Here is a 20,279-nt window from a genome sequence, read left to right on the forward strand (position 1 = left end):
CCCGCCCGGCGCGGCGCGTCCGTGCTGCGTGCGCTCGCCGCGGCCGCCGCCCTCGTCGCACTGGCCGCCGCCGCGCCGGCCGATGCACGCGTCAAGCTGTTGCACCGTCATGCGCACGCCCCCGCGCCCGCCGCGCTGCCCGCCTCGGTCACGAGCGCGCTCAAGCGCGCGGGGGTGCCCCTCGCGGACATCAGCGTGGTGGTCGAGCGCATCGGCGACCCGGCGCCGGTCGTCGCGCTCAATGCGCAAACGCCGATGCTGCCCGCCTCGACGATGAAACTCGTCACGACCTATGCCGGCTTGTCGATCCTCGGCGCCGACTACCGCTGGCGCACGAGCGCCTACGTGGACGGCAACGTCGACGGCAGCGGCGTGCTGCATGGCAACCTGTACATCCAAGGCACAGGCGACCCGAAACTCGTACCCGAGGAACTGATCGATCTCGTCGACAAGATCAAGCAGGCGGGTATTACGGGTATCGATGGCGCCCTCGTGCTCGACAAGCGGTTCTTCGATCCCTCGACGCGCGATGCGCCGCCGTTCGATGCCGACGTGAACGCCCCGTACAACGTCGGGCCCGATCCGTTGCTCTATGCGTTCAAGTCGCTCTCGTTCACCCTCACGCCCTCGTCCGACGGCAACGTCGCCATCGACGTACTGCCGCCGCTCGCGCAACTGCAAATCGACAACTCGCTGCGCGCGAGCCCCGGCGCCTGCGTGGGCGTGGACACGGCGCTCACGCCGAGCATCACGCCGCAGCCGAACGGCATCGTCGACGCGCTCTTTTCCGGCGAATATCCGCTGCGGTGCGGGCCACGCACGATCAACGTCGCCGTGCTCGACCACAGCGCATTCTTCGCCGGCGGCTTTCTCGCCTTGTGGCGCTCCGCCGGCGGCACGTTCAACGGCACCACGCACGAAGGCCCCGTGCCGGCCGGCGCGCGCCTCATCGCCGTGCACCGCGGCCCGGTGCTGGGCGACATCGTGCGCGACATCAACAAGTTCAGCAACAACGTGATGGCGCGCAATCTATTCCTGACGATCGGCGCGGTCGCGGATAAGCCGCCCGCGACACCGAAGAAGTCGGCCGAGGCGATCGAACGCTTTTTGCACACGCAAGGACTCGCCATGCCCGAACTATCGCTTGCGAACGGCTCAGGCCTGTCGCGCGACGAGCACGTGAGCGCGCAATCTCTAGCCGATCTGCTGCAAAACGCGAACGCGAGCCCCGTGGCTCAGGTGTTCGTCGCGTCCTTGCCCATCGCCGGCGTGGACGGCACGATGCGCAACCGACTGCGCAACGAACCGGTGCTCGGCAACGCGCACATCAAGACCGGAACGTTGAACGACGTCCGCGCGATCGCGGGCTACGTCGCGGCCGAGAACGGCCAAAGCTATGTGGTCGTGAGTCTCATCAACGCGCCCCGCGCGGAGCAGGCGCGCGCCGCGCACGACGCGCTGCTCGAGTGGGTCTATCGGGGTTTGCGCTAAGCGTTTCCCGCCCGCCCGGCCGCGCGAGCCGGGCGGCAGCCATCGAATACTTCTTCTACGATGAAATGAGGCCGGGCGCGGCGCGAGCGTGTACGCTGTCGGGCAACGACCGGCCGCGGCCGGATGGATACGTTTGCCCCGCCGCGAGCGATACGGCGACCAAGCCACATAACGACGAGACACGAAGGAGGAAGACGTCATGCAATTCGACGCCGAATTGCTTCTACTCGCCATGGCGCCGGTCTTTCTCGCCTGCATCGCTTGGGAAGCGTGGCATCTGGCGCGCACGCGGCGCGCGGCGAGTCTCTACAGTTGGCCCGACACGCTATGCAACGCCGCCTTGGCGCTCATGCATCAGGGCGCCGACAAGCTCGCCTGGCTTGCCGTGGTGCCCGTCTACGCCTACGTTTATGCGCACTTTCGCCTCTTCACGTGGCACGGCGGCTGGCTTTCGTTCTTGGTCTTGTTCGTGGCACAGGACCTGCTCTACTACGTCTTTCATCGCTGCAGCCACCGTATTCGCTGGTTCTGGGCCGCGCATGTCGTCCATCATTCTTCGGAGCGCCTGAATTTGTCCACGGCATTTCGGCAGAGCCTGATGTATCCGATCGCCGGCATGTGGGCATTCTGGACGCCGCTCGCGCTGCTCGGCTTCCCGCCCAATCAAATCATCGCGATCGTGCTGATCAACTTGGCGTTTCAGTTCTTCGTGCATACCCAGGCGATCGGCCGCCTCGGATGGCTCGAATACGTGCTGAACACACCGTCGATCCATCGCTGCCATCACGCGCGCAACCCGCGCTATATCGATCGCAACTACGCCGGCGTGCTCGTGATTTGGGACCGGCTGTTCGGCACCTACGTGCCCGAGGCCTTCGACGACGCGCCGCAATACGGCATCGTCGAGCCGCTCCAAACCTACAACCCGTTGACGGCGACCTTCCACGAATGGCGCTCGATGGCGCGCGACGCGCTGCACGCACCCAGCCTCGGCGATAAACTGCGCGCGGTTTTCGGACCGCCGGAGTGGGCAGCGGCCTATCACGCCGTGCACGCCACGCAGGCCGGGCAACCTAGGGGCAACGATACCGCACCGCCCGCCCCCGGCGCCGCCGTTTCGCGGGAGACATAGAAGTAGCAAGCATCACGCATCACATCACGGCCATGCCGCATATACGAGGAGATGAAGTCGATGGAACACCGTAAAAAGACCCAGAACAACACTTGGCTGCGCGCGGCGCAAACCTCGATCGCAACCGCGGCGTTCGCATTCCTGGCCGCTTGCGGCGGGGGCGGCGGCGGAAGCTCGTCCTCGTCGGCCAGCGCCACGCCGCCCGGCGGCGTCGCCCTGCAAGTCGTCTCGTTCGGCACGAGCTTGTCCGATGCTGGCACCTATTCGGAAGTCATCACGCCGCAATTCGGCGGCGGCCGCTTCACGACGAATCCGGGTCAAGTCTGGACGCAAAACGTCGCGAACTACTACGGCGGCACGCTCACCCCGGCCGTCGTCGGCGGCTTCGGCAAACCGCTCACGGCCGCGGGCGGTCTGGACTATGCGCAAGGCGGAGCGGAAGTCGTCAACGCGCAGGGGCTCGGCTGGGCGCCGGCCAACATGGCGGCCACGACGACGCCGATCGTCACCCAGGTCGCCAACTATCTGAGCGCGAACGGCAGCTTCAATTCGAATCAGCTCGTTCTCGTCGAAGGCGGCGCGAACGATATCCTGGCCAACCTGAACGCGTTGCTCGTCGCCGTGCAAACGGACGTGGGCGGCGGCATGACGCCGCAAAACGCCATCCTCAAGGAAGTCAGCACGACGCTCGGCCCGGCGGCGCAAGGGCTCGTCACCCAAGTCGCGACGATCGTCGCCAAGGGCGCGACTCACGTGGTGTTCGTCAACGTGCCGGACATCGGGCAGACGCCGCAGGGCGTCCAGATCGGTCTGCAAAACGGCGCGCTCGCTCAGCAACTGACCTCGGGCATCGTGCAGACGTTCAACGGGATCGTGGCCGCGGGCTTGCAAGCGGCCAATTTGCCGGCCGGGACGGTGATTACCGTCGATTCCTTTAGCTGGCTCGATAACCTCATCGCCACCTATCAAGCCAATGGCTTCACCGTGGGGAACACGGATACGGCGTGCAATTTGCAGGCCATGCAAGCATCGGCCACGGCCTACGCGACGCAGAATCCGAGCGCGCTGCTGCCGGGGCAAACGGCGCAGTCGTTCGGCGCCTCGCTCGCTTCGTCGCTGTTCTGCTCGCCGCAGACGCTCAAGGCCGCGAATGCGGACCAGACCTACGTCTTCGCGGATATGGTCCATCCGTCCACGCGCACGCACGTGCTGTTCGCGCAATACGTCGAATCGAAAATCGCGGCAGCCGGTATCGGTCACTGACGTAAGCACGTAGAGCGGCCGAGTTGCGCGGCCGTTCGAGACGTCCTACACGAAAACGCCCAGCTCTGATCGAGCCGGGCGTTTGCATTTGAACTTTGGACACGCGCCGATGCGGGAAGCGGCAGAGCGCACGAATCAATCGCGCGCTTCGAACGCTGCCGCCGCGCGGCCGAGCCGATCGTTGACGGCGATCCATTCGAGCGTATCGGGAAGCTTTTCGACGAAGATGCGCTCCACCTGCGCCCGATCGAGCGCACGCAGCAAGCCATAGAGCTCGCGCGCATACACATGCGGATCCTCGGGTGCGGTCACGAAGTGCACGTTGCTCGCATCGGCCCAACTGCCCGCGCGCGATGCTCGCGCGACGAGCGCGACGCGCATGCCGGCCTGCCGTGCGGCGGCCAGATGCGGCTCCAGTTGCTCGAACGGCAGCAGTGCCAAAGGCGTGCGCGGCGCGTAGTGCGCCTTGAGCGTGCCCGACGCCCGAGGCGCCGTCGCATCGCCGCCGTCGGGCAGGCGCGGAGCGACGCCCAGCACATCGGCGATCTCGCGCGGCGTCACGCGCCCCGGACGCAGCAACGCGGGGAAACCGCGCGACAGATCGAGAATGGTCGATTCGATCCCGACATCGCATGCGCCGCCGTCGAGCACATGGATCGCATCGCCGAACTCCTCGCGCACGTGCTCCGCCGTGGTCGGGCTGACATGGCCGAAGCGATTCGCCGACGGCGCCGCCACCCCGCCATGTCCGCCGCGCAGGGCGTCGAACGCTTGCAGCAGCCGCTCCGCGACCGGATGCGACGGACAGCGCAAGCCCACCGAGTCCTGGCCGCCGCTGACGGCCGCCGGAATCCGAGCGGCGCGCTTGAGAATCAGCGTAAGGGGACCCGGCCAAAACGCGTCGATCAGCTTTTGGGCGTCGGCGGGCAAGTGCTCGGCCCAGTACCCGGGATCGCCATGCGGCGCGAGGTGGACGATGACGGGATGATTGGCCGGCCGCCCCTTGGCTGCGTAAATGCGCGCGACCGCCCGCGGGTCCTGCGCATCGCCGCCGAGCCCATAGACCGTTTCGGTCGGAAACGCGACGAGTTCACCGGCCGCGAGCCGTGCGGCGGCCTCCTCGATCTGCGCATCGGAAACCGTGGGAACCGCGGATGCGGCCGGTGAAGTCGAACGGTCGTCGGACATCGTCGATGAGCCCCTGCCCGCGCGTCAGGCGAGCGCGATGTGCAGCAGCCGCGCACAATCGCGAGCGGCCGTGCGCGCTTCGTCGAGCGACGCGGCGGTGAAGTTGACGTGGCCCATCTTACGCCCGGCTCGCGCCTCCTCCTTACCGTACAGATGCAGCCGCGCCGCCGGCATCGCGGCTACTTCGTGCCACGGCGGCGTCACGGGGGTAGCGCTCGACGCGCCTTTCGGATCGACGGGAAACCAGACGTCGCCCAAAATGTTGAGCATGACGGCCGGCGAGTGTTGCCGCGTGTCGCCGAGCGGCATGCCCGTCATCGCGCGCACCTGCTGTTCGAACTGGCTCGCGGCGCAAGCGTCCACCGTATAGTGACCCGAGTTATGCGGGCGCGGCGCCATCTCGTTGGCCACGAGCGAACCGTCTTCGAGCACGAAAAATTCGACACACAGCACGCCGACGTAGCCCAGTTTCTCGGCGATGCTGATCGCCGCCAACTGCGCCTGTTCGGCCAACGCGGCCGATGCGTCGGGCGCGGGCACCACCGTCAGCGCCAATACGCCGCCGCGGTGCAGATTCTGCGCGAGCGGGTAAACCGCCGTGGCGCCGCTTGTTCCGCGCGCCACGAGCGCCGAGACCTCGAACTTCAACGGCAGCCTTTTTTCCAGCACGCACGGCACGCCGCCGAGCGCGCTATAGGCGTCGCGCACCTCCTCGGCGCTCGCGACGCGCACTTGGCCCTTGCCGTCGTAGCCCATCCGCGCCGTCTTCAGAATTCCCGGCAACACCTCGCCAAGCCGGGCGTCATCCAAGGCGGCGAGCGCGTCGGACGATTCGATGACGACGTGCGGCGCAACCGGCACGCCGGCCTCGGCGATGAAGCGCTTTTCGGCGATACGGTCTTGCGCGATGGCGACGCAGCGCCCGGCCGGACTCACGAACGTCGAGCGCGCCAGAAAATCGAGGCTGGCGGCGGGCACGTTCTCGAACTCGGTCGAGACCGCCGCGCACAGGCGCGCGAGTTCGGTCAGCGCGGCTTCGTCGGTATAAGCCGCGCGCAAATGGCGATCGGCCACGCTGCCGGCGGGGCTCGATTCGTCGGGATCGAGCACGGCGACGCGGTAGCCCATCGCCTGCGCCGCGAAGCAGAACATGCGGCCCAGTTGGCCGCCGCCAACCATCCCGAGCCAGGCGCCGGGCATGATCGGTGAAACGGGAGTGTTCTCTGGATTCATCTCAGTGGTCGGTCGCGCCCGCGGCGTGTCGGAAAGCTGCGGGACGAAGAAGCAACGGTCGCGAAAACGGGACCTCGAAACGGGGCCGGACAGCGTCCCGGCCCCAAGCGCTCAGAGCGCGGGCAGCACCATCGCATGCGCCGCTTGATTTTGCCGGACGCGGAACGCCGCCAGCCGCTCGGCGTACTCGCTCGAGGCGCCCGAGAGCATCGCGACGGCGAACAGCGCCGCATTCGCGGCACCGGCCTCGCCGATCGCGAACGTCGCGACGGGCACGCCCTTGGGCATCTGCACGATCGAATGCAGCGAGTCGACGCCCTTCAGATACTTGCTCGCCACCGGCACGCCGAGCACGGGCACGGTCGTCTTCGCCGCGAGCATACCCGGCAGATGCGCCGCGCCGCCGGCACCGGCGATGATCGCGCGGATGCCGCGCCCGCGGGCGGTTTCGGCGTATTGGAACATCTCGTCGGGCATCCGGTGCGCCGAGACGACCTTCGCCTCGTAGGGCACGCCGAACTCCTGCAGCATCGCCACGGCGTGCTTCATCACGTCCCAATCGGAGCTCGATCCCATCAGCACGCCGACGAGCGGCGCCTCATGCGTATGAGCGGTCTGTACTTGTTCGGTCATGATCCGGTCTTTCCTCGTTCTCGATCGAATCAAGCCTTACGCGAGCGTTTGGCCCGTCAAGCGCTCGAGCGCTTCTTGGTACTTGCTGCTCGTCTTGGCAATGACGTCATCGGGCAGCTTCGGCGCCGGGGCCGTCTTGCCCCAGTCCTGCGTCTCGAGCCAGTCGCGCACGAACTGCTTGTCGAACGACGGCGGGTTCGTGCCGACGCGGTATTCGTCGGCGGGCCAAAAGCGCGAGGAGTCGGCCGTCAGAGCCTCATCCATCAGGAATAGCTGGCCGTGGTTGTCGAGACCGAATTCGAACTTCGTATCGGCGATGATGATCCCGCGCGTGGCCGCATACTCGGACGCTTCCTGGTACAGCTTGATCGAGATGTCGCGGATCGTGGCCGCGAGTTCGGTGCCGATGCGGCGCTCGCAGTCTTCGAAGGTGATGTTTTCGTCGTGATGCCCCATCTCGGCCTTGGCGGCCGGCGTGAAGATCGGCTCGGGCAGCTTCTGCGCGTTTTGCAGGCCCGGCGGCAGCGCGACGCCGCACACGGCGCCGCTCGCTTGGTAGTCCTTCCAGCCGCTGCCGGCCAGGTAGCCGCGCACGACGGCTTCGACGAGGATCGGCTCCAGGCGCTTGACGACGACGGCGCGTCCCTTCACCTGCTCGACTTCGTCGGGTGCGACGACGGTCTCCGGTTCGATGCCCGTGAGATGATTCGGTACGATGTGCTGGAGGCGGTCGAACCAGAAATTCGCCATTTGGTTCAGCACGCGGCCTTTGTTCGGAATCGGCTCGCCCATGACGACGTCGAACGCCGACAGGCGATCGGTCGTGACGATCAGCAACTTGTCGGTGCCGACTGCATAGTTGTCGCGGACCTTGCCGCGGCCAAGCAGCGGCAGCGAGCGGAGCGTGGATTCGTAGAGGGTAGACATCGTCGTGAGCCGTCAGTCAAAAGTGATGAACGAATGAAACACCAGGCGCGTCGCAGCGGCGGCCTGCACAAGCAAACACTACAAAAGACTACAAAACAACAAAAGGCAAACGCCGTTCCCATCGATTGATCGGAACGGCGATCGGATCACGACGGCCGCGCTCGTACGCGCGGCCTTGCGTGCGGCGGATCAGCGAACGACTTGCGCCAGTTCGCCCGCCTTGTACTTGTCCGCCATCTTATCGAGCGAGATCGGCTTGATCTTGCCGGCCTGCCCCTCGCAACCGAATGCGAGATAGCGGTCCACGCAAACCTTCTTCGCCGCTTCGCGGGCGGGCTTCAGGTAGTCGCGCGGATCGAACTTGCTCGGGTTTTCGAACAAATAGCGACGGATTGCGCCCGTGATCGCCAGACGCAGATCGGTGTCGATGTTCACCTTGCGCACGCCGTGCTTGATCCCTTCCTGAATTTCCTCGACCGGCACGCCGTACGTTTCCTTCATGTCGCCGCCGAATTCGCGGATCTCGGCCAACAATTCTTGCGGCACCGAGGACGAACCATGCATCACGAGGTGCGTGTTCGGGATACGCGCGTGGATCTCCTTGATGCGATCGATCGCGAGAATGTCGCCCGTCGGCTTCTTCGTGAACTTGTAGGCGCCGTGCGAAGTGCCGATCGCAATCGCGAGCGCGTCGCATTGCGTCTTCGCCACGAAGTCGGCCGCTTGCTCGACGTCGGTCAGCAACTGCTCGCGTGTCATCGTGCCTTCGGCGCCGTGGCCGTCTTCCTTGTCGCCTTTCATCGTTTCGAGCGAACCGAGCACGCCCAGCTCGGCCTCGACCGTCACGCCGATCGAGTGCGCCATCTCCACGACCTTGCGCGAAACCTCGACATTGTATTCGTACGACGCGACCGTCTTGCCGTCCGCTTGCAACGAGCCGTCCATCATGACGCTCGTGAAGCCGCTGCGCATGGCCGCCATACAGACCGCCGGCGACTGGCCGTGGTCTTGGTGCATCACGACCGGGATATGCGGATACGACTCGATCGCCGCTTCGATCAAGTGGCGCAGGAACGGCTCGCCCGCGTACTTACGGGCACCGGCCGACGCTTGCATGATGACCGGCGCGCCGACCTGATCCGCCGCGGCCATGATCGCTTGCACTTGCTCGAGGTTGTTCACGTTGAACGCCGGCAAGCCATAGCCGTGTTCGGCGGCATGGTCCAGCAGTTGACGCATTGATACGAGAGGCATGCTTGTACTCCTAGGATTGAAATCTGGGTGCTCGGTCGGCACGTTTTTTTGTGCGAATACGCGATTTTATCGCGAAGCGGGGGGCCAACCGCCGGTTTGGGCCGGTCAACATCCCCCCGAAGCGCCAAAGTCACGGCGCTGAGCGCCGGCTCATGGCCGGCGCATCGCCTTCAATCTCTCGAGACCGGGATCAATACGGATCGCCGACGCGCACGATCTTCAGCGTATTGGTGCCGCCCGCCTGGCCCATCGGCTCGCCCACGGTGAGCACGACCATGTCGCCGCGCGAGGCGAAACCCTTCGAGACGACCACTTCCACGGCTTGCTTCAGCGCCTGGTCGCGGTCGCTATTCGGTTCCACCGCGAGCGACGTGACGTTTCGGAACAGGGCCATCGCCCGTTCGCTCGTCGCGCGCGAGGTCAGCGCGAAGATCGGCACGTGCGACCAGTGACGCGACATCCACAGCGCCGTCGCGCCCGACTCGGTCAGCGCCACGATCGCTTTCGCGCCGAGGTGATACGCCGTGAACAGCGCCCCCATGGCGATCGACTGATCGATGCGCGTGAACGTGCGGTCGAGGAAATCCTTGTCGAGCTCGACGCGCTCCGATTTTTCCGCTTCGATACAGATCGCGGCCATCGCCTCGATCGTCTGCACCGGATACTTGCCGGCGGCCGTTTCCGCCGAAAGCATGACCGCATCGGTGCCGTCCAGCACGGCATTGGCGACGTCGGACACTTCGGCGCGCGTCGGCACCGGCGCGTGGATCATCGACTCCATCATCTGCGTGGCCGTGATGACGAGCTTGTTCGATTCGCGCGCCATCCGGATCATCCGCTTTTGCAGCGCCGGCACGGCCGCGTTGCCCACTTCGACGGCCAGATCGCCGCGCGCGACCATGATGCCGTCGGACGCATCGAGAATGCCTTGCAGCGCCGGAATCGCCTCGGCCCGCTCGATCTTCGCGATCATCTTCGGCTTGTTGCCGTAGGGCATGCCGGCGATATTCGCAAGTTGGCGCGCCATTTCCATGTCGGTCGCGTTCTTCGGGAACGACACCGCGATGTAGTCGACGCCGATCGACATCGCCGTGCGGATGTCTTCCATATCCTTGGCCGTCAACGCGGGCGCGGTCAAGCCGCCGCCTTGGCGATTGATGCCCTTGTTGTTCGAGAGCTCGCCGCCCACTTTGACGATCGTATGGATTTCCTCGCCGATCACGCGCGAAACCGTCAGCACGATGAGCCCGTCATTGAGCAACAACACGTCGCCCGGCTTCAAATCGCGCGGCAGGTCGCGGTAGTCGAGGCCGACGCGCTCGTCGTTGCCGAGTTCGCAGGTGGCGTCGAGGATGAACGGCTGACCGGGTTCGAGGAACGTTTTACCCTTTTCGAATTTGCCGACGCGGATCTTCGGTCCTTGCAGGTCGGCCATGATGGCGACCTCTCGCCCCATCTGACGCGCCGCCTCGCGCACGTGCTCGGCGCGCTGGCGGTGATCGTCGGCCGTGCCGTGCGAAAAATTCAGGCGTACGACGTCGAGCCCCGCTTGCATCATCTGCAAAAGGACCTCGGGCGAACTCGATGCCGGTCCGATCGTGGCGACAATCTTGGTGGCGCGATGCATGTATCTCCTCGTCTGAGTGGTGTCGCTGGTAAACGGGCTGCGAGATGATGCGTCGGGCGCCTGGGGCAAAGCGCTCGTACTGGAGCTCGGGTGCGCGCCGGATCGAGCCGGCGTCGCTTTGATTTCTTCGTTCGTGACGGGTACCGCGGCCGCCGTGCCGGCGAGCGGCACCGCGACGGGTTCCACAGGCTGCGCGGGCGCTGCCGCCTGCGACCGTGGGGATGCGGCATCGCCCACGGGTTCGACGGCCGGGGCGCGGCGCGACGATCGGGCCGGCTTAGCCGGGCTCTTGGCCGATTTCGGAGCGCGCGCGCCCATCGATCAAGCCCGCGACTCGAGCACTTCGACGGCGGGCAGCTTCTTGCCCTCGAGGAACTCCAGGAATGCGCCGCCGCCCGTCGAAATATAGCTGACCTTGTCGTGGATGCCGTACTTCGCGATCGCCGCGAGCGTATCGCCGCCGCCCGCGATCGAGAACGCCGGCGACTTCGCGATCGCCTCGGCCAGCGTCTTGGTCCCGTTGCCGAACTGATCGAATTCGAACACGCCGACCGGACCGTTCCAGACGATCGTGCCCGCGCTCGCGAGCTGCGAGGCGAGCGCCTTGGCCGTCTGCGGACCGATGTCGAGGATCATGTCGTCGGCTTCGATGTCGGCGACGTTTTTCGTCACGGCTTGCGCGGTGGCCGAGAACTCCTTGGCGACGACGACGTCGCTCGGAATGGGTACCGAGGCGCCGCGGGCGCGCGCGCCTTCGATGATGGCTTTCGCCTCGTTCACGAGATCGGCTTCGGCCAGCGATTTGCCGATTTTCAGGCCGGCCGCGAGCATGAACGTATTGGCGATGCCGCCGCCGACGATCAGTTGATCGACCTTCTCGGCGAGCGACTTCAGAATCGTGAGCTTCGTGGACACCTTGGAGCCCGCGACGATCGCCACGAGCGGGCGCTTCGGATTGCCGAGCGCCTTGCCGAGCGCGTCGAGTTCCGCCGCGAGCAGCGGGCCCGCGCAGGCGATCTTGGCGTACTTGGCGATGCCGTGCGTCGTCGCCTCGGCGCGGTGCGCCGTGCCGAACGCGTCGTTCACGTAGACGTCGCACAACTGCGCCATCTTTTGCGCGAGCTCGTCGCTGTTCTTTTTCTCGCCCTTGTTGATGCGGCAGTTCTCGAGCAGCACGACGTGCCCCGGCTCGACGTTCACGCCGTTTTCGACCCAATTGGCGACGAGCGGCACCTCGCGGCCGAGCAGCTCGGCCAGGCGCCGGGCGACGGGTGCCAGCGAATCCTCAGGCTTGAACTCGCCTTCGGTAGGGCGTCCGAGGTGCGACGTCACCATGACGGCCGCGCCGGCGGCCAGTGCCGCCTCGATGGCGGGCACGGAAGCGCGCACGCGCGTGTCTTCGGTGATGTTGCCTTGCTCGTCCTGCGGCACGTTGAGATCGGCGCGGATGAAGACGCGCTTGCCGGATAGCAAGCCCTTTGCGATCAGATCGGAGAGACGCAGTACTTGGCTCATGGGAATGTACGCATGCAGGTTGGTGGGCGGGCGAGCGCACCCGCGGCGAGCGGACCGGAACGCACGGTTCGCCACGGGCGGCAGTCGTGCATTTTAGCCGATCGCAGCACGCCCCAAGCCGATCTCGGAACGAATGTCGCGTATTCGGGGAACGCATGTCGCAAATCGGCGGATTCCGAACCCGCCCGGGAACCGTGCAAAAGACGCTAAAATGGCGAACTCACCGGGGGCACAGCCCCACCGCACCACTAGGAGATACCTATGTCAATGGCCGATCGTGACGGCAAGATCTGGATGGACGGCAAGCTGATCGACTGGCGCGACGCCAAGATCCACGTCCTCACGCATACATTGCACTACGGCATGGGTGTGTTCGAGGGCGTGCGCGCGTACAAGACCGTCGACGGCGCGAGCGCGATCTTCCGCCTCAAGGAGCACACGAAGCGCCTGTTGAATTCGGCGAAGATCTTCCAAATGGACGTCCCGTTCGACCACGAAACGCTGGCCGCCGCGCAATGCGAAGTCGTGCGCGAAAACAAGCTGGAGACGGCCTATCTGCGCCCGATCATCTGGGTCGGCTCGGAAAAGCTCGGCGTGTCGGCGCGCGGCAACACGATCCACGTGGCGATCGCGGCTTGGCCCTGGGGCGCCTACCTCGGCGAGGACGGGATCACGAAGGGCATTCGTGTGAAGACGTCCTCGTTCACGCGCCACCACGTGAACGTCTCGATGGTGCGCGCCAAGGCGTCGGGCTGGTACGTCAACTCGATCCTGGCCAACCAGGAAGCGACGGCCGACGGCTACGACGAAGCGCTGCTGCTCGACGTGGACGGCTACGTTTCCGAGGGCTCGGGCGAGAACTTCTTCCTCGTCAACAACGGCAAGCTCTATACGCCCGACCTGGCTTCGTGCCTGGACGGCATCACGCGCGACACGGTCATCACGCTGGCCCGGGACGCCGGCATCGAGGTGATCGAAAAGCGAATCACGCGCGACGAGGTCTATACGGCCGACGAAGCGTTCTTCACCGGTACCGCAGCCGAGGTCACGCCGATCCGCGAACTCGACAATCGCACGATCGGCAACGGCTCGCGCGGTCCCATCACGGAAAAACTCCAATCGGCGTTCTTCGACGTCATCGCGGGCAAGAACGCGAAGTACAAGCACTGGCTCACGAAGATCTGACCGAACGCCGCACGCCATACCGCCAATAACGAGAATCCGTCTCATGAGCGAAACGAAGGAAATGCCGCTGGTCGAACTGTCGGCTAAAGATCTGCCCGCGTACTGCCCGAATCCGTCGATGCCGCGCTGGAGCGCGCATCCGCGCGTATTCATCGACGTCTCGCACGGCGAGGCGCGCTGCCCGTATTGCGGCACGCGCTACAAGCTGCGCGACGGCGAGGTCGTCAAGCATCACTGATTCGCCGCGGCGCCTAAACGCCGGCGGCAAGGCCTAGCCTTTCACGTGGCGGCGCGGCGCATCGGCCGCGCTCGGGGCGGCGCTCATCGCTCAATCACCGAACGCGGCGCGCGGGTGCGCGCCGCGTTCCGGTCATTTCTCGGATATCCAAACTGATGCGTCGCGCGTTGGTAGTCGCACCGAATTGGATCGGTGACGCATTGATGGCGCAGCCGTTGTTCACGCTGCTCAAGCAACTTCACCCGCGGCTCGTCATCGACGCGATCGCTCCCAGTTGGGTCGCGCCGGTGCTCGAACGGATGCCGGAAATCGGCGAGGTACACGCCACCGACCTCGCGCACGGCAAGCTGCAGCTCGTCAAGCGCTGGCAACTGGCGGCCGATCTGCGCGAAAACGGCTACGACGCCGCCTATGTCCTGCCCAATTCCTTCAAATCGGCCTTGATTCCTTGGCTGGCGGGCATTCGCCTGCGCATCGGCTACACGGGCGAGGGCCGCGTCGGCCTGCTCAACGTGCGCCATGCCAATCCGGGCAAGGGCGAGCGCGCACCGATGGCGCCGCACTACGCTGCGCTCGCTTACGCACCGGGGGCCGATCTCCCCGATCTCGAGACACGGCTGCGGATGCCGCACCTCGAGACCGATCCCAACGAATCGGCGCGCGTCTCCGCGCGGTTTCACCTCGATACGCGCGTGCCGCTGCTCGTCTTTTGCCCCGGGGCCGAGTACGGCAGCGCCAAGCGCTGGCCCGCCGAGCATTTCGCCGCGCTCGCGAAAATGGTCGGCCAGTCGTTCCCATACACGCAAATCGTCGCCCTAGGCTCGAACAAAGACGCACCGCTCGCCCAAGCGATCGCCGCTCAAGCGCCGAACGTGCGCAACCTATGCGGACAGACCTCGCTCGGCGAAGCCTGCGCGCTGATTGCGCGAGCGGGCGCCGTGGTCAGCAACGATTCGGGCCTCATGCACGTGGCGGCGGCGCTACGCCGGCCGCTCGTGGCGATCTACGGATCGAGCGATCCGCGCCACACACCGCCTTTGTCCGACTTTGCGAAGGTACAATGGCTGCATCTCGAGTGCAGCCCTTGCTTTGCCCGCGAGTGCCCGCTGGGGCATTTGCGCTGCCTGCGCGAGCTGTCCCCGGAGCAGGTGTTCGCCGATTTGCGTGCCATGTTGCTTGGCGAGCGCTGACGCACGGAAGGCCTCACGCCTTTGTGCGTTCATTGGCTCGTGGGCACCGCACGTCGAGCCCGAACGAACCGTATTGCCGAGCGCGCCTCGCCGTGTTTGTCGCGGGCGTGACGAGTTAGCCTGACGGCGCGTTTTTGCGCGATATCTACGAGCCCAGAGAGCCATGCCACGTTTTGCCCGCTTGTTCGAAGCCGCAGCCGATACGTTGAACGCGTTCTATCAGACCGTGGCCGACGCAAATATCGATGCGTTGATGGCGCTTTGGATCGACGAGGAGTTCGCGAGCTACGTGAATGCGGGCGGAGCGCACTGGCACGGCGTGGATCAGATCCGCGCCGGGTTGGTCGCGCTTGCCGAGGCGCGCGCACTGCCGGCGGCCGTCGAACCGCTCGACGTGCGCGTGTACGACAGCCTGGGCACGGTCGTCTACACGGTCGCGGAAGCGCATCGGTCGCAGGAACCGCTCGCGCCGTCGCGGATGGTTTACGCAACTTACGTCATGGTTCACGAGCGCGGCGAATGGCGAATCGCGCATATTCATGCGAGCCCGATGCCGGAGGAAACGGCTAGCGAGTTTGCCGCCAAGATTCGACACGGACAAGGCGCATTGCACTGACCGGCCGGCAGCCGATCGCCGGCCGAGGCGTTTACAGGACTTGGGGACCGTCATGAGTACCACACATGACAAACCGGCTTCGTCACCGGCTGCGGGGGCCGCGGCCTCGGAAAGATTGGTTCAGTTGCTTTATAACCCGCCCCGATGGCTTCCCACGAGCCACGCGCAAACGATCGTTCCGGCGCTATTTGCGCGCCGCCCGGCCGTCGAATATCGCCGCGAACGATGGGACACGCCCGACGGCGATTTCATCGAACTCGACTGGCTCGCCTATGGCCCCGGCGATGGGCTCGCGCCGCCACCCGGTGCACCGCTGTTCGTCCTGTTCCACGGTCTCGAAGGCAGTTCGGATTCGCACTACGCCCGCGTGTTGATGGCGTCGGCCCGCGCGCTCGGTTGGCACGGCGTGGTGCCGCACTTTCGCAGTTGCAGCGGGCCGCTCAATCTCGCGCCGCGTTTCTATCACCTGGCCGATAGCGCCGAAGTGGATTGGGTACTGCGGCGCCTGCACGCGATGCACCGCGGACCGCTCGTCGTCGCGGGCGTCTCGCTCGGCGGCAATGTGCTGCTGCGATGGCTTGGCGAACGAGGGACGGATGCCGCGTTCGTTTCGGCGGCGGCGGCGATTTCCACGCCGCTCGATGTACACGCCGGAGGACGGGCGCTTTCTCAAGGCTTCGCGCTCGTCTACACGATGAGCTTTTTGAAGACGCTCAAGCGCAAGGCGCTGAGCAAGCTCGAACAATACCCGGGCCTGTTCGATCGAGACGCGATGCTGGCCTCGCGGACGATGTACGAATACGACAACGTCGTGACGGCGCCGATCCACGGCTTTCGCAATACCGAGGAATACTGGACGCGGGCGACGACGCGCCCGCTCTTGCCCGACGTCGTCGTGCCCACGCTCGTGCTCAACGCGCGCAACGATCCGTTTCTGCCTAGCGCCGCGCTGCCCACGCGCGCCGAGGTATCGGCGGCGATCGAACTCGATCAGCCCGAAGCGGGCGGACACGTGGGATTCATGACCGGACCGTTCCCCGGCCGGATCGACTGGCTGCCGCGTCGCGTATTCAATTTCCTGGAGCCGCACGCGCACCATGGATGAAATCGTCAAAGCCGCGCTCGCCAAATGGCCGAACGTGCCGCATTGCACCGGATGGCTGTTGCTGGACCGGCGCGGTCAATGGCGCATGCGCGACGAAGGCGCGCAAGCGCGCGGCGAACTCGGCAGCCCAATTCGCCATGCGGCGCTGATCGGTTTCATCGAGCGCAACTATGCCTGCGACGACAGTGGGTGCTGGTTCTTTCAAAATGGGCCGCAGCGGGTGTATGTCGAGCTCGCTTATACGCCTTGGGTCGTGCGGCTCACGGTGCCGGAGGGCGGGGAGCCGGAACTGACGGATCAGACGGGCGGCCGGTTTGAACCGGCGCTCGTGTTTGTCGACGATGAAGGCGGGGTGTTATTCGCCGACCAATCTAATCCGTCTCGCGTGGCAGTGTTGCACGACCACGACCTCGATCTATTCGCGCAATTGGCGACGCTCGACGACTCGGGCCTGGCCGGCACGCTGCCATGGCGGCCCGGCCGGGTACTGACGATCGAAGCGGTGCGCCGTGGCGATGTTCCGGCGCGCTTCGGCTTCGTGGCAAGCCCGGCCGCTAGCGGAATACTGCCGCGTTGAAGCGCCGCCCGGGGTGTTGCCGCCCTGCCCTCGTTCCCTTTAAGACAAGCGCCCCTCGAAGGAGCATGACATGCCTGAATTGACCCATTTCGACACGGCCGGCCAGGCCCATATGGTCGACGTCGGCGGCAAGGACGAAACGAAGCGGATCGCGGTTGCACGCGGCTCGATCCGGATGAAGCCGGAAACGTTCGCGCTGATCCGCGACGGCAGCGCGAAGAAGGGGGACGTCATTGGCGTCGCGCGGATCGCCGCGATCCAGGGGGCGAAGCGGACGGCTGATTTGATCCCGCTTTGCCACCCGCTCGCGTTGACGCGCGTGGCCGTCGATTTCGCGCTGGACGAAGCGATGCCCGGAGTCCATTGCACGGTTCAGGTCGAGACGCTCGGCCGCACGGGCGTGGAGATGGAAGCACTGACGGCCGTGCAAGTCGGCCTGCTGACCGTCTACGACATGTGCAAGGCCGTCGATCGCGGGATGACCATTACCGATGTGAAGGTGATGGAGAAGCACGGCGGGAAGTCGGGGGATTGGGTGGCGCAGGATTGAGGCGGTGCCCTGCCCGCCCAGGCCCCCGAGCACACCGCCCTCACTCCCCGCTATCCTCCTCGTCGTCCGGCTTCGTGGGCGCGGGCCCGTAGCGCTTGATCAACTCCGCCTTGAACGCCGCCAGCTTCGGCTGGTCGTCGCACAGATCGTAAAGCGCCGAGAGCTGCTTCGGCCAATCGTGCAATACGAGCGCGAAAATCTTCAGCCGCTCGACCGTATCGAGCGCTTGATCCTGCTTGCCGTCGAGCGCGAGCAGCACCGCATAGCGACGTAGCACCGTCTCGCCCGGCAGGAGCGCCAGCGCTTGCTCATGCATATCGATCTTCGCGCGCAGATCGTTGCTGTCGATCGGCAGCAATGTCGCCATGCCGTACTCGCCCCACGCCCCGAACAACAGCGACGGCGCCGCCCGGTATTCCTCCGCCGGATGAGCGCCGTAATAGAGCACCTCCGCGCGGGCGTAATCGCGATAAATCGGCATCAGCGCAGCGAACCCGCCCAATACGACCAGCCATTGCACGCCCAGCGCGAACCGCCCCGGCACGAACTTCAACGGCTTCGTCTCCAAGATACCGAACACGAACATGGCGGGCAGCAGGAAGAACATGTACTGCTGCGGATATTCGACGAGCGCGTGCATGAGCAGTGCACCGATCAGCGCGAGGCCAAACACGCGCTCGGCCGTGTGCCGAGCGCGTACCACGCGCCAGAGCCACGCCAGAAGCCCGAGCAACACGATGCCAAGGCCAGCCAGACCGGTTTTGGCGAGCAGATCGACGACGATGTCATGCGAATTGTTGGCAATCTCAACGTCGCCGAGTTGCTTCACGAGTGCGAATTCAAAACGCGGAAACTCGCCCCAGCCCACCCCGAGCAACGGATGCATCTTGAACATCGTCCAACCGTACTTCCACATCGCGAGCCGAAGGACGAATTGTCCCTTGTCCTGGAAGCGGTGCGCGGCCGATACGTCCAGCCCCAGTTGAAAACGCCCGTTCGCCCAGCGCACGGCCATATTCACGGCGACAAACAGCACCAGCAACAACACCGGAATCACCCATTCCCGCAGGCCGCGTCGAGCAAAGCCATTAGCGCTCGGCGCCGCGAGCGCCATCCAAAATCCCGCGACGACGATCACGCCGGTCTGCAACCACGGCCCACGCGACACCGTCAGCGCCTGGCCCAGCACGCACACCGCCGACACGAGCGCCCAAACCGGCAGGTTCAGACGGCGCGTCTGCACGAGGTACATCGCCCCCGCCAGCGCGAACGCGATCACCGTTGCCAGGTGATTGGCCTGCGCCATGTTCCCAAAGGGCCGCCGGTCGGTCGCCACGTTATAGGCGACGACGAACGGCGCGAGTTTCGCTTCGGCATGAAACAACTGCACCACCTGGCAAAACACCGCGAACAAGCCCCCCACGACCAGCGCACCCGCCATCCACCGCAGCGCGGTATCCGCCAACCCCGCGCGCGCAAATCCGTAACCCGTTTGCACGGCCATAAAGCCCGCGAGGACGAAACCCGCCCCGAGCCACGCCATCGAAGGCTGCGCGAGCGGCAGCACGAACGTCTGCAAGACGAGCAACGCCCCGAATGCAAGCGGCACGAGCGCCACGGCCGGCATCGCGTAGTCGATGCGGTGGCGCTCCGATACCACCATCAGCAAGACCGATAGACCGACCAGCAGATGCAGCGAGAGCGCCGTGAACTCGGCATAGAACGTCGGGATCGGGTAGGTGTGGTTCGTGACCGCGTAAGGCAACAGGACCGCGAAAGCCAAGGACGCAAGCGACAAATAACGAGCAAATGGAGAATTCATGAGAATGGGAGCCGTGCGCAACCGGCGCACTATACAAAAGTTTCCTTTCACTGTGCGCAGCCGTCTGATCGTTCGCCCCATTTAAGTGCGACATTCGGGCGGCGCGAGCTTCGAAGGCAACGTCGCCGCACCGCCCGGCGTAGGCCCCGAGCCGGGCGCCGGCAGCGAGGACGCTTGCTTGCCCGAAGCGAAGCATTCCCAAGTCAACGCGCCCCCCTGCACGACGCCCGCTTCCAAGGCCATACGCGAGGTGGGCGGATCCGACTCGTCGGGCAACGACGGAACGAGTACCAGCGTTTCAGTGCCCGCCGGCGCAACCCGTGCCGTATAACGGATGGAAATCTCACCCGTGGCATCGTCTATGGCAATCGAGTCGACGTTGCGGGTGGCCGGCGGCGCAACGTAGCCGCCACCGAACGGACTGCCGGCCGCGGCGTTTTCGGCCACCGCAAGCCGCGCGCCCGATGCAAGCGCCAACCCCTCTCCCACGCGGCTGCGCCCCAGATAATCCTGATAAGCCGGAACCGCATACGCGGCGACGATGCCGACGATGGCCAGCACGATCATCAATTCGATCAACGTAAAACCGCTTCTCGCTCGGCATATCGGACGGTTCGGGCGGTCAAGCAGGGTTGCCGGCCACAACCGGAGCTAAAGTCGAATGTGGTGTACGGGGGAGTTGAGGCGGGAAGTTGAAGGCGGTGGAGGTTTCAGCTGAGAATCTGATTGTCGA

The 20,279-nt window shown here is 65.5% G+C and carries 19 protein-coding genes; 10 read left to right on the top strand and 9 right to left on the bottom strand.

The features are described from left to right. The 3 genes from dacB to DXT59_RS11520 all read left to right on the top strand — a co-directional run. Window positions 1-1,491 (top strand): D-alanyl-D-alanine carboxypeptidase/D-alanyl-D-alanine endopeptidase (gene dacB / locus DXT59_RS11510; RefSeq protein ID WP_420823385.1); only part of this gene is annotated, 1,491 nt, incomplete at its 5' end. A gap of 199 nt (window positions 1,492-1,690) precedes the next feature. Continuing rightward, window positions 1,691-2,623 (top strand): sterol desaturase family protein, encoded by a 933-nt coding sequence (locus DXT59_RS11515; RefSeq protein ID WP_116137034.1) that lies wholly within the window; start codon window positions 1,691-1,693, stop codon window positions 2,621-2,623. Window positions 2,624-2,674: 51 nt separating this feature from the next. Continuing rightward, window positions 2,675-3,886, top strand: coding sequence for an SGNH/GDSL hydrolase family protein (locus DXT59_RS11520; RefSeq protein WP_116137035.1), 1,212 nt, complete (start codon window positions 2,675-2,677; stop codon window positions 3,884-3,886). Window positions 3,887-4,021: 135 nt separating this feature from the next. Here the strand turns inward: DXT59_RS11520 and DXT59_RS11525 are convergent, their stop codons facing one another. From DXT59_RS11525 to DXT59_RS11555, 7 genes are all read right to left on the bottom strand, one after another. Continuing rightward, window positions 4,022-5,074: an L-threonylcarbamoyladenylate synthase gene (locus DXT59_RS11525; protein ID WP_116137036.1), complete on the bottom strand. Its 1,053-nt coding sequence runs from the start codon at window positions 5,072-5,074 to the stop codon at window positions 4,022-4,024. Between the two features lie 24 nt (window positions 5,075-5,098). Next, window positions 5,099-6,307 (bottom strand): 5-(carboxyamino)imidazole ribonucleotide synthase, encoded by a 1,209-nt coding sequence (locus DXT59_RS11530; RefSeq protein WP_116137037.1) that lies wholly within the window; start codon window positions 6,305-6,307, stop codon window positions 5,099-5,101. A 111-nt stretch (window positions 6,308-6,418) separates the two neighbouring features. After that, window positions 6,419-6,940, bottom strand: a complete 522-nt coding sequence (gene purE, locus DXT59_RS11535; RefSeq protein ID WP_116137038.1) for a 5-(carboxyamino)imidazole ribonucleotide mutase — start codon at window positions 6,938-6,940, stop codon at window positions 6,419-6,421. A 36-nt stretch (window positions 6,941-6,976) separates the two neighbouring features. Then, window positions 6,977-7,867 (bottom strand): phosphoribosylaminoimidazolesuccinocarboxamide synthase, encoded by an 891-nt coding sequence (locus DXT59_RS11540; RefSeq protein WP_116137039.1) that lies wholly within the window; start codon window positions 7,865-7,867, stop codon window positions 6,977-6,979. Window positions 7,868-8,056: 189 nt separating this feature from the next. Next, window positions 8,057-9,121, bottom strand: a complete 1,065-nt coding sequence (gene fba / locus DXT59_RS11545; protein ID WP_116137040.1) for a class II fructose-bisphosphate aldolase — start codon at window positions 9,119-9,121, stop codon at window positions 8,057-8,059. 190 nt (window positions 9,122-9,311) lie between these two features. Next, entirely contained in the window at window positions 9,312-10,748 is a 1,437-nt protein-coding gene (pyk, locus tag DXT59_RS11550) for a pyruvate kinase (protein ID WP_116137049.1), read from the bottom strand. Window positions 10,749-11,069: 321 nt separating this feature from the next. Then, window positions 11,070-12,263 carry a phosphoglycerate kinase gene (locus tag DXT59_RS11555; protein ID WP_116137041.1) on the bottom strand — a complete coding sequence of 398 codons (1,194 nt, stop codon included), beginning with the start codon at window positions 12,261-12,263 and terminating at the stop codon, window positions 11,070-11,072. Window positions 12,264-12,524: 261 nt separating this feature from the next. Between DXT59_RS11555 and DXT59_RS11560 the strand changes: the two genes are divergently transcribed. The 7 genes from DXT59_RS11560 to moaC all read left to right on the top strand — a co-directional run bounded on the left by DXT59_RS11560 (window position 12,525) and on the right by moaC (window position 17,724). After that, a complete protein-coding gene (locus DXT59_RS11560) occupies window positions 12,525-13,448 on the top strand; it encodes a branched-chain amino acid transaminase (protein WP_116137042.1) in 924 nt (307 codons plus the stop codon). 43 nt (window positions 13,449-13,491) lie between these two features. Next, entirely contained in the window at window positions 13,492-13,686 is a 195-nt protein-coding gene (locus DXT59_RS11565; RefSeq protein WP_115532389.1) for a zinc-finger domain-containing protein, read from the top strand. A 155-nt stretch (window positions 13,687-13,841) separates the two neighbouring features. Beyond that, a complete protein-coding gene (waaF, locus tag DXT59_RS11570; protein WP_116137043.1) occupies window positions 13,842-14,876 on the top strand; it encodes a lipopolysaccharide heptosyltransferase II in 1,035 nt (344 codons plus the stop codon). Between the two features lie 163 nt (window positions 14,877-15,039). Further along, the gene (locus tag DXT59_RS11575) at window positions 15,040-15,492 is read left to right on the top strand and encodes an SgcJ/EcaC family oxidoreductase (RefSeq protein ID WP_116137044.1); all 453 of its coding nucleotides are present in this window, start codon (window positions 15,040-15,042) and stop codon (window positions 15,490-15,492) included. 52 nt (window positions 15,493-15,544) lie between these two features. Then, on the top strand, window positions 15,545-16,597 hold the full coding sequence (locus tag DXT59_RS11580) for a YheT family hydrolase (protein WP_116137045.1): 1,053 nt from the start codon (window positions 15,545-15,547) through the stop codon (window positions 16,595-16,597). Then, window positions 16,590-17,174 carry a DUF2946 family protein gene (locus DXT59_RS11585; RefSeq protein ID WP_116137046.1) on the top strand — a complete coding sequence of 195 codons (585 nt, stop codon included), beginning with the start codon at window positions 16,590-16,592 and terminating at the stop codon, window positions 17,172-17,174. Before DXT59_RS11580 ends, DXT59_RS11585 begins: the two co-directional genes overlap by 8 nt. Window positions 17,175-17,244: 70 nt before the next feature. Beyond that, complete coding sequence (moaC, locus tag DXT59_RS11590) at window positions 17,245-17,724, top strand: cyclic pyranopterin monophosphate synthase MoaC (RefSeq protein WP_116137047.1); 480 nt, start codon at window positions 17,245-17,247, stop codon at window positions 17,722-17,724. Between the two features lie 40 nt (window positions 17,725-17,764). On the opposite strand, the gene DXT59_RS11595 is transcribed toward moaC, so the two are convergent. Beyond that, window positions 17,765-19,546, bottom strand: a complete 1,782-nt coding sequence (locus DXT59_RS11595; RefSeq protein WP_116137050.1) for a PglL family O-oligosaccharyltransferase — start codon at window positions 19,544-19,546, stop codon at window positions 17,765-17,767. Window positions 19,547-19,627: 81 nt separating this feature from the next. Continuing rightward, window positions 19,628-20,152 (bottom strand): pilin, encoded by a 525-nt coding sequence (locus tag DXT59_RS11600; RefSeq protein WP_116137051.1) that lies wholly within the window; start codon window positions 20,150-20,152, stop codon window positions 19,628-19,630. Window positions 20,153-20,279: the final 127 nt, after the last annotated feature.

This window comes from Trinickia diaoshuihuensis, from assembly GCF_003390925.1.
Taxonomy (GTDB): Bacteria; Pseudomonadota; Gammaproteobacteria; order Burkholderiales; family Burkholderiaceae; genus Trinickia; species Trinickia diaoshuihuensis.

Coding starts and splice junctions, on each gene's coding strand:
- DXT59_RS11515 (WP_116137034.1), top strand. CDS start 1,691: ATGCAATTCGACGCCGAATTGCTTCTACTCGCCATGGCGCCGGTCTTT.
- DXT59_RS11520 (WP_116137035.1), top strand. CDS start 2,675: ATGAAGTCGATGGAACACCGTAAAAAGACCCAGAACAACACTTGGCTG.
- DXT59_RS11525 (WP_116137036.1), bottom strand. CDS start 5,074: ATGTCCGACGACCGTTCGACTTCACCGGCCGCATCCGCGGTTCCCACG.
- DXT59_RS11530 (WP_116137037.1), bottom strand. CDS start 6,307: ATGAATCCAGAGAACACTCCCGTTTCACCGATCATGCCCGGCGCCTGG.
- purE (WP_116137038.1), bottom strand. CDS start 6,940: ATGACCGAACAAGTACAGACCGCTCATACGCATGAGGCGCCGCTCGTC.
- DXT59_RS11540 (WP_116137039.1), bottom strand. CDS start 7,867: ATGTCTACCCTCTACGAATCCACGCTCCGCTCGCTGCCGCTGCTTGGC.
- fba (WP_116137040.1), bottom strand. CDS start 9,121: ATGCCTCTCGTATCAATGCGTCAACTGCTGGACCATGCCGCCGAACAC.
- pyk (WP_116137049.1), bottom strand. CDS start 10,748: ATGCATCGCGCCACCAAGATTGTCGCCACGATCGGACCGGCATCGAGT.
- DXT59_RS11555 (WP_116137041.1), bottom strand. CDS start 12,263: ATGAGCCAAGTACTGCGTCTCTCCGATCTGATCGCAAAGGGCTTGCTA.
- DXT59_RS11560 (WP_116137042.1), top strand. CDS start 12,525: ATGTCAATGGCCGATCGTGACGGCAAGATCTGGATGGACGGCAAGCTG.
- DXT59_RS11565 (WP_115532389.1), top strand. CDS start 13,492: ATGAGCGAAACGAAGGAAATGCCGCTGGTCGAACTGTCGGCTAAAGAT.
- waaF (WP_116137043.1), top strand. CDS start 13,842: ATGCGTCGCGCGTTGGTAGTCGCACCGAATTGGATCGGTGACGCATTG.
- DXT59_RS11575 (WP_116137044.1), top strand. CDS start 15,040: ATGCCACGTTTTGCCCGCTTGTTCGAAGCCGCAGCCGATACGTTGAAC.
- DXT59_RS11580 (WP_116137045.1), top strand. CDS start 15,545: ATGAGTACCACACATGACAAACCGGCTTCGTCACCGGCTGCGGGGGCC.
- DXT59_RS11585 (WP_116137046.1), top strand. CDS start 16,590: ATGGATGAAATCGTCAAAGCCGCGCTCGCCAAATGGCCGAACGTGCCG.
- moaC (WP_116137047.1), top strand. CDS start 17,245: ATGCCTGAATTGACCCATTTCGACACGGCCGGCCAGGCCCATATGGTC.
- DXT59_RS11595 (WP_116137050.1), bottom strand. CDS start 19,546: ATGAATTCTCCATTTGCTCGTTATTTGTCGCTTGCGTCCTTGGCTTTC.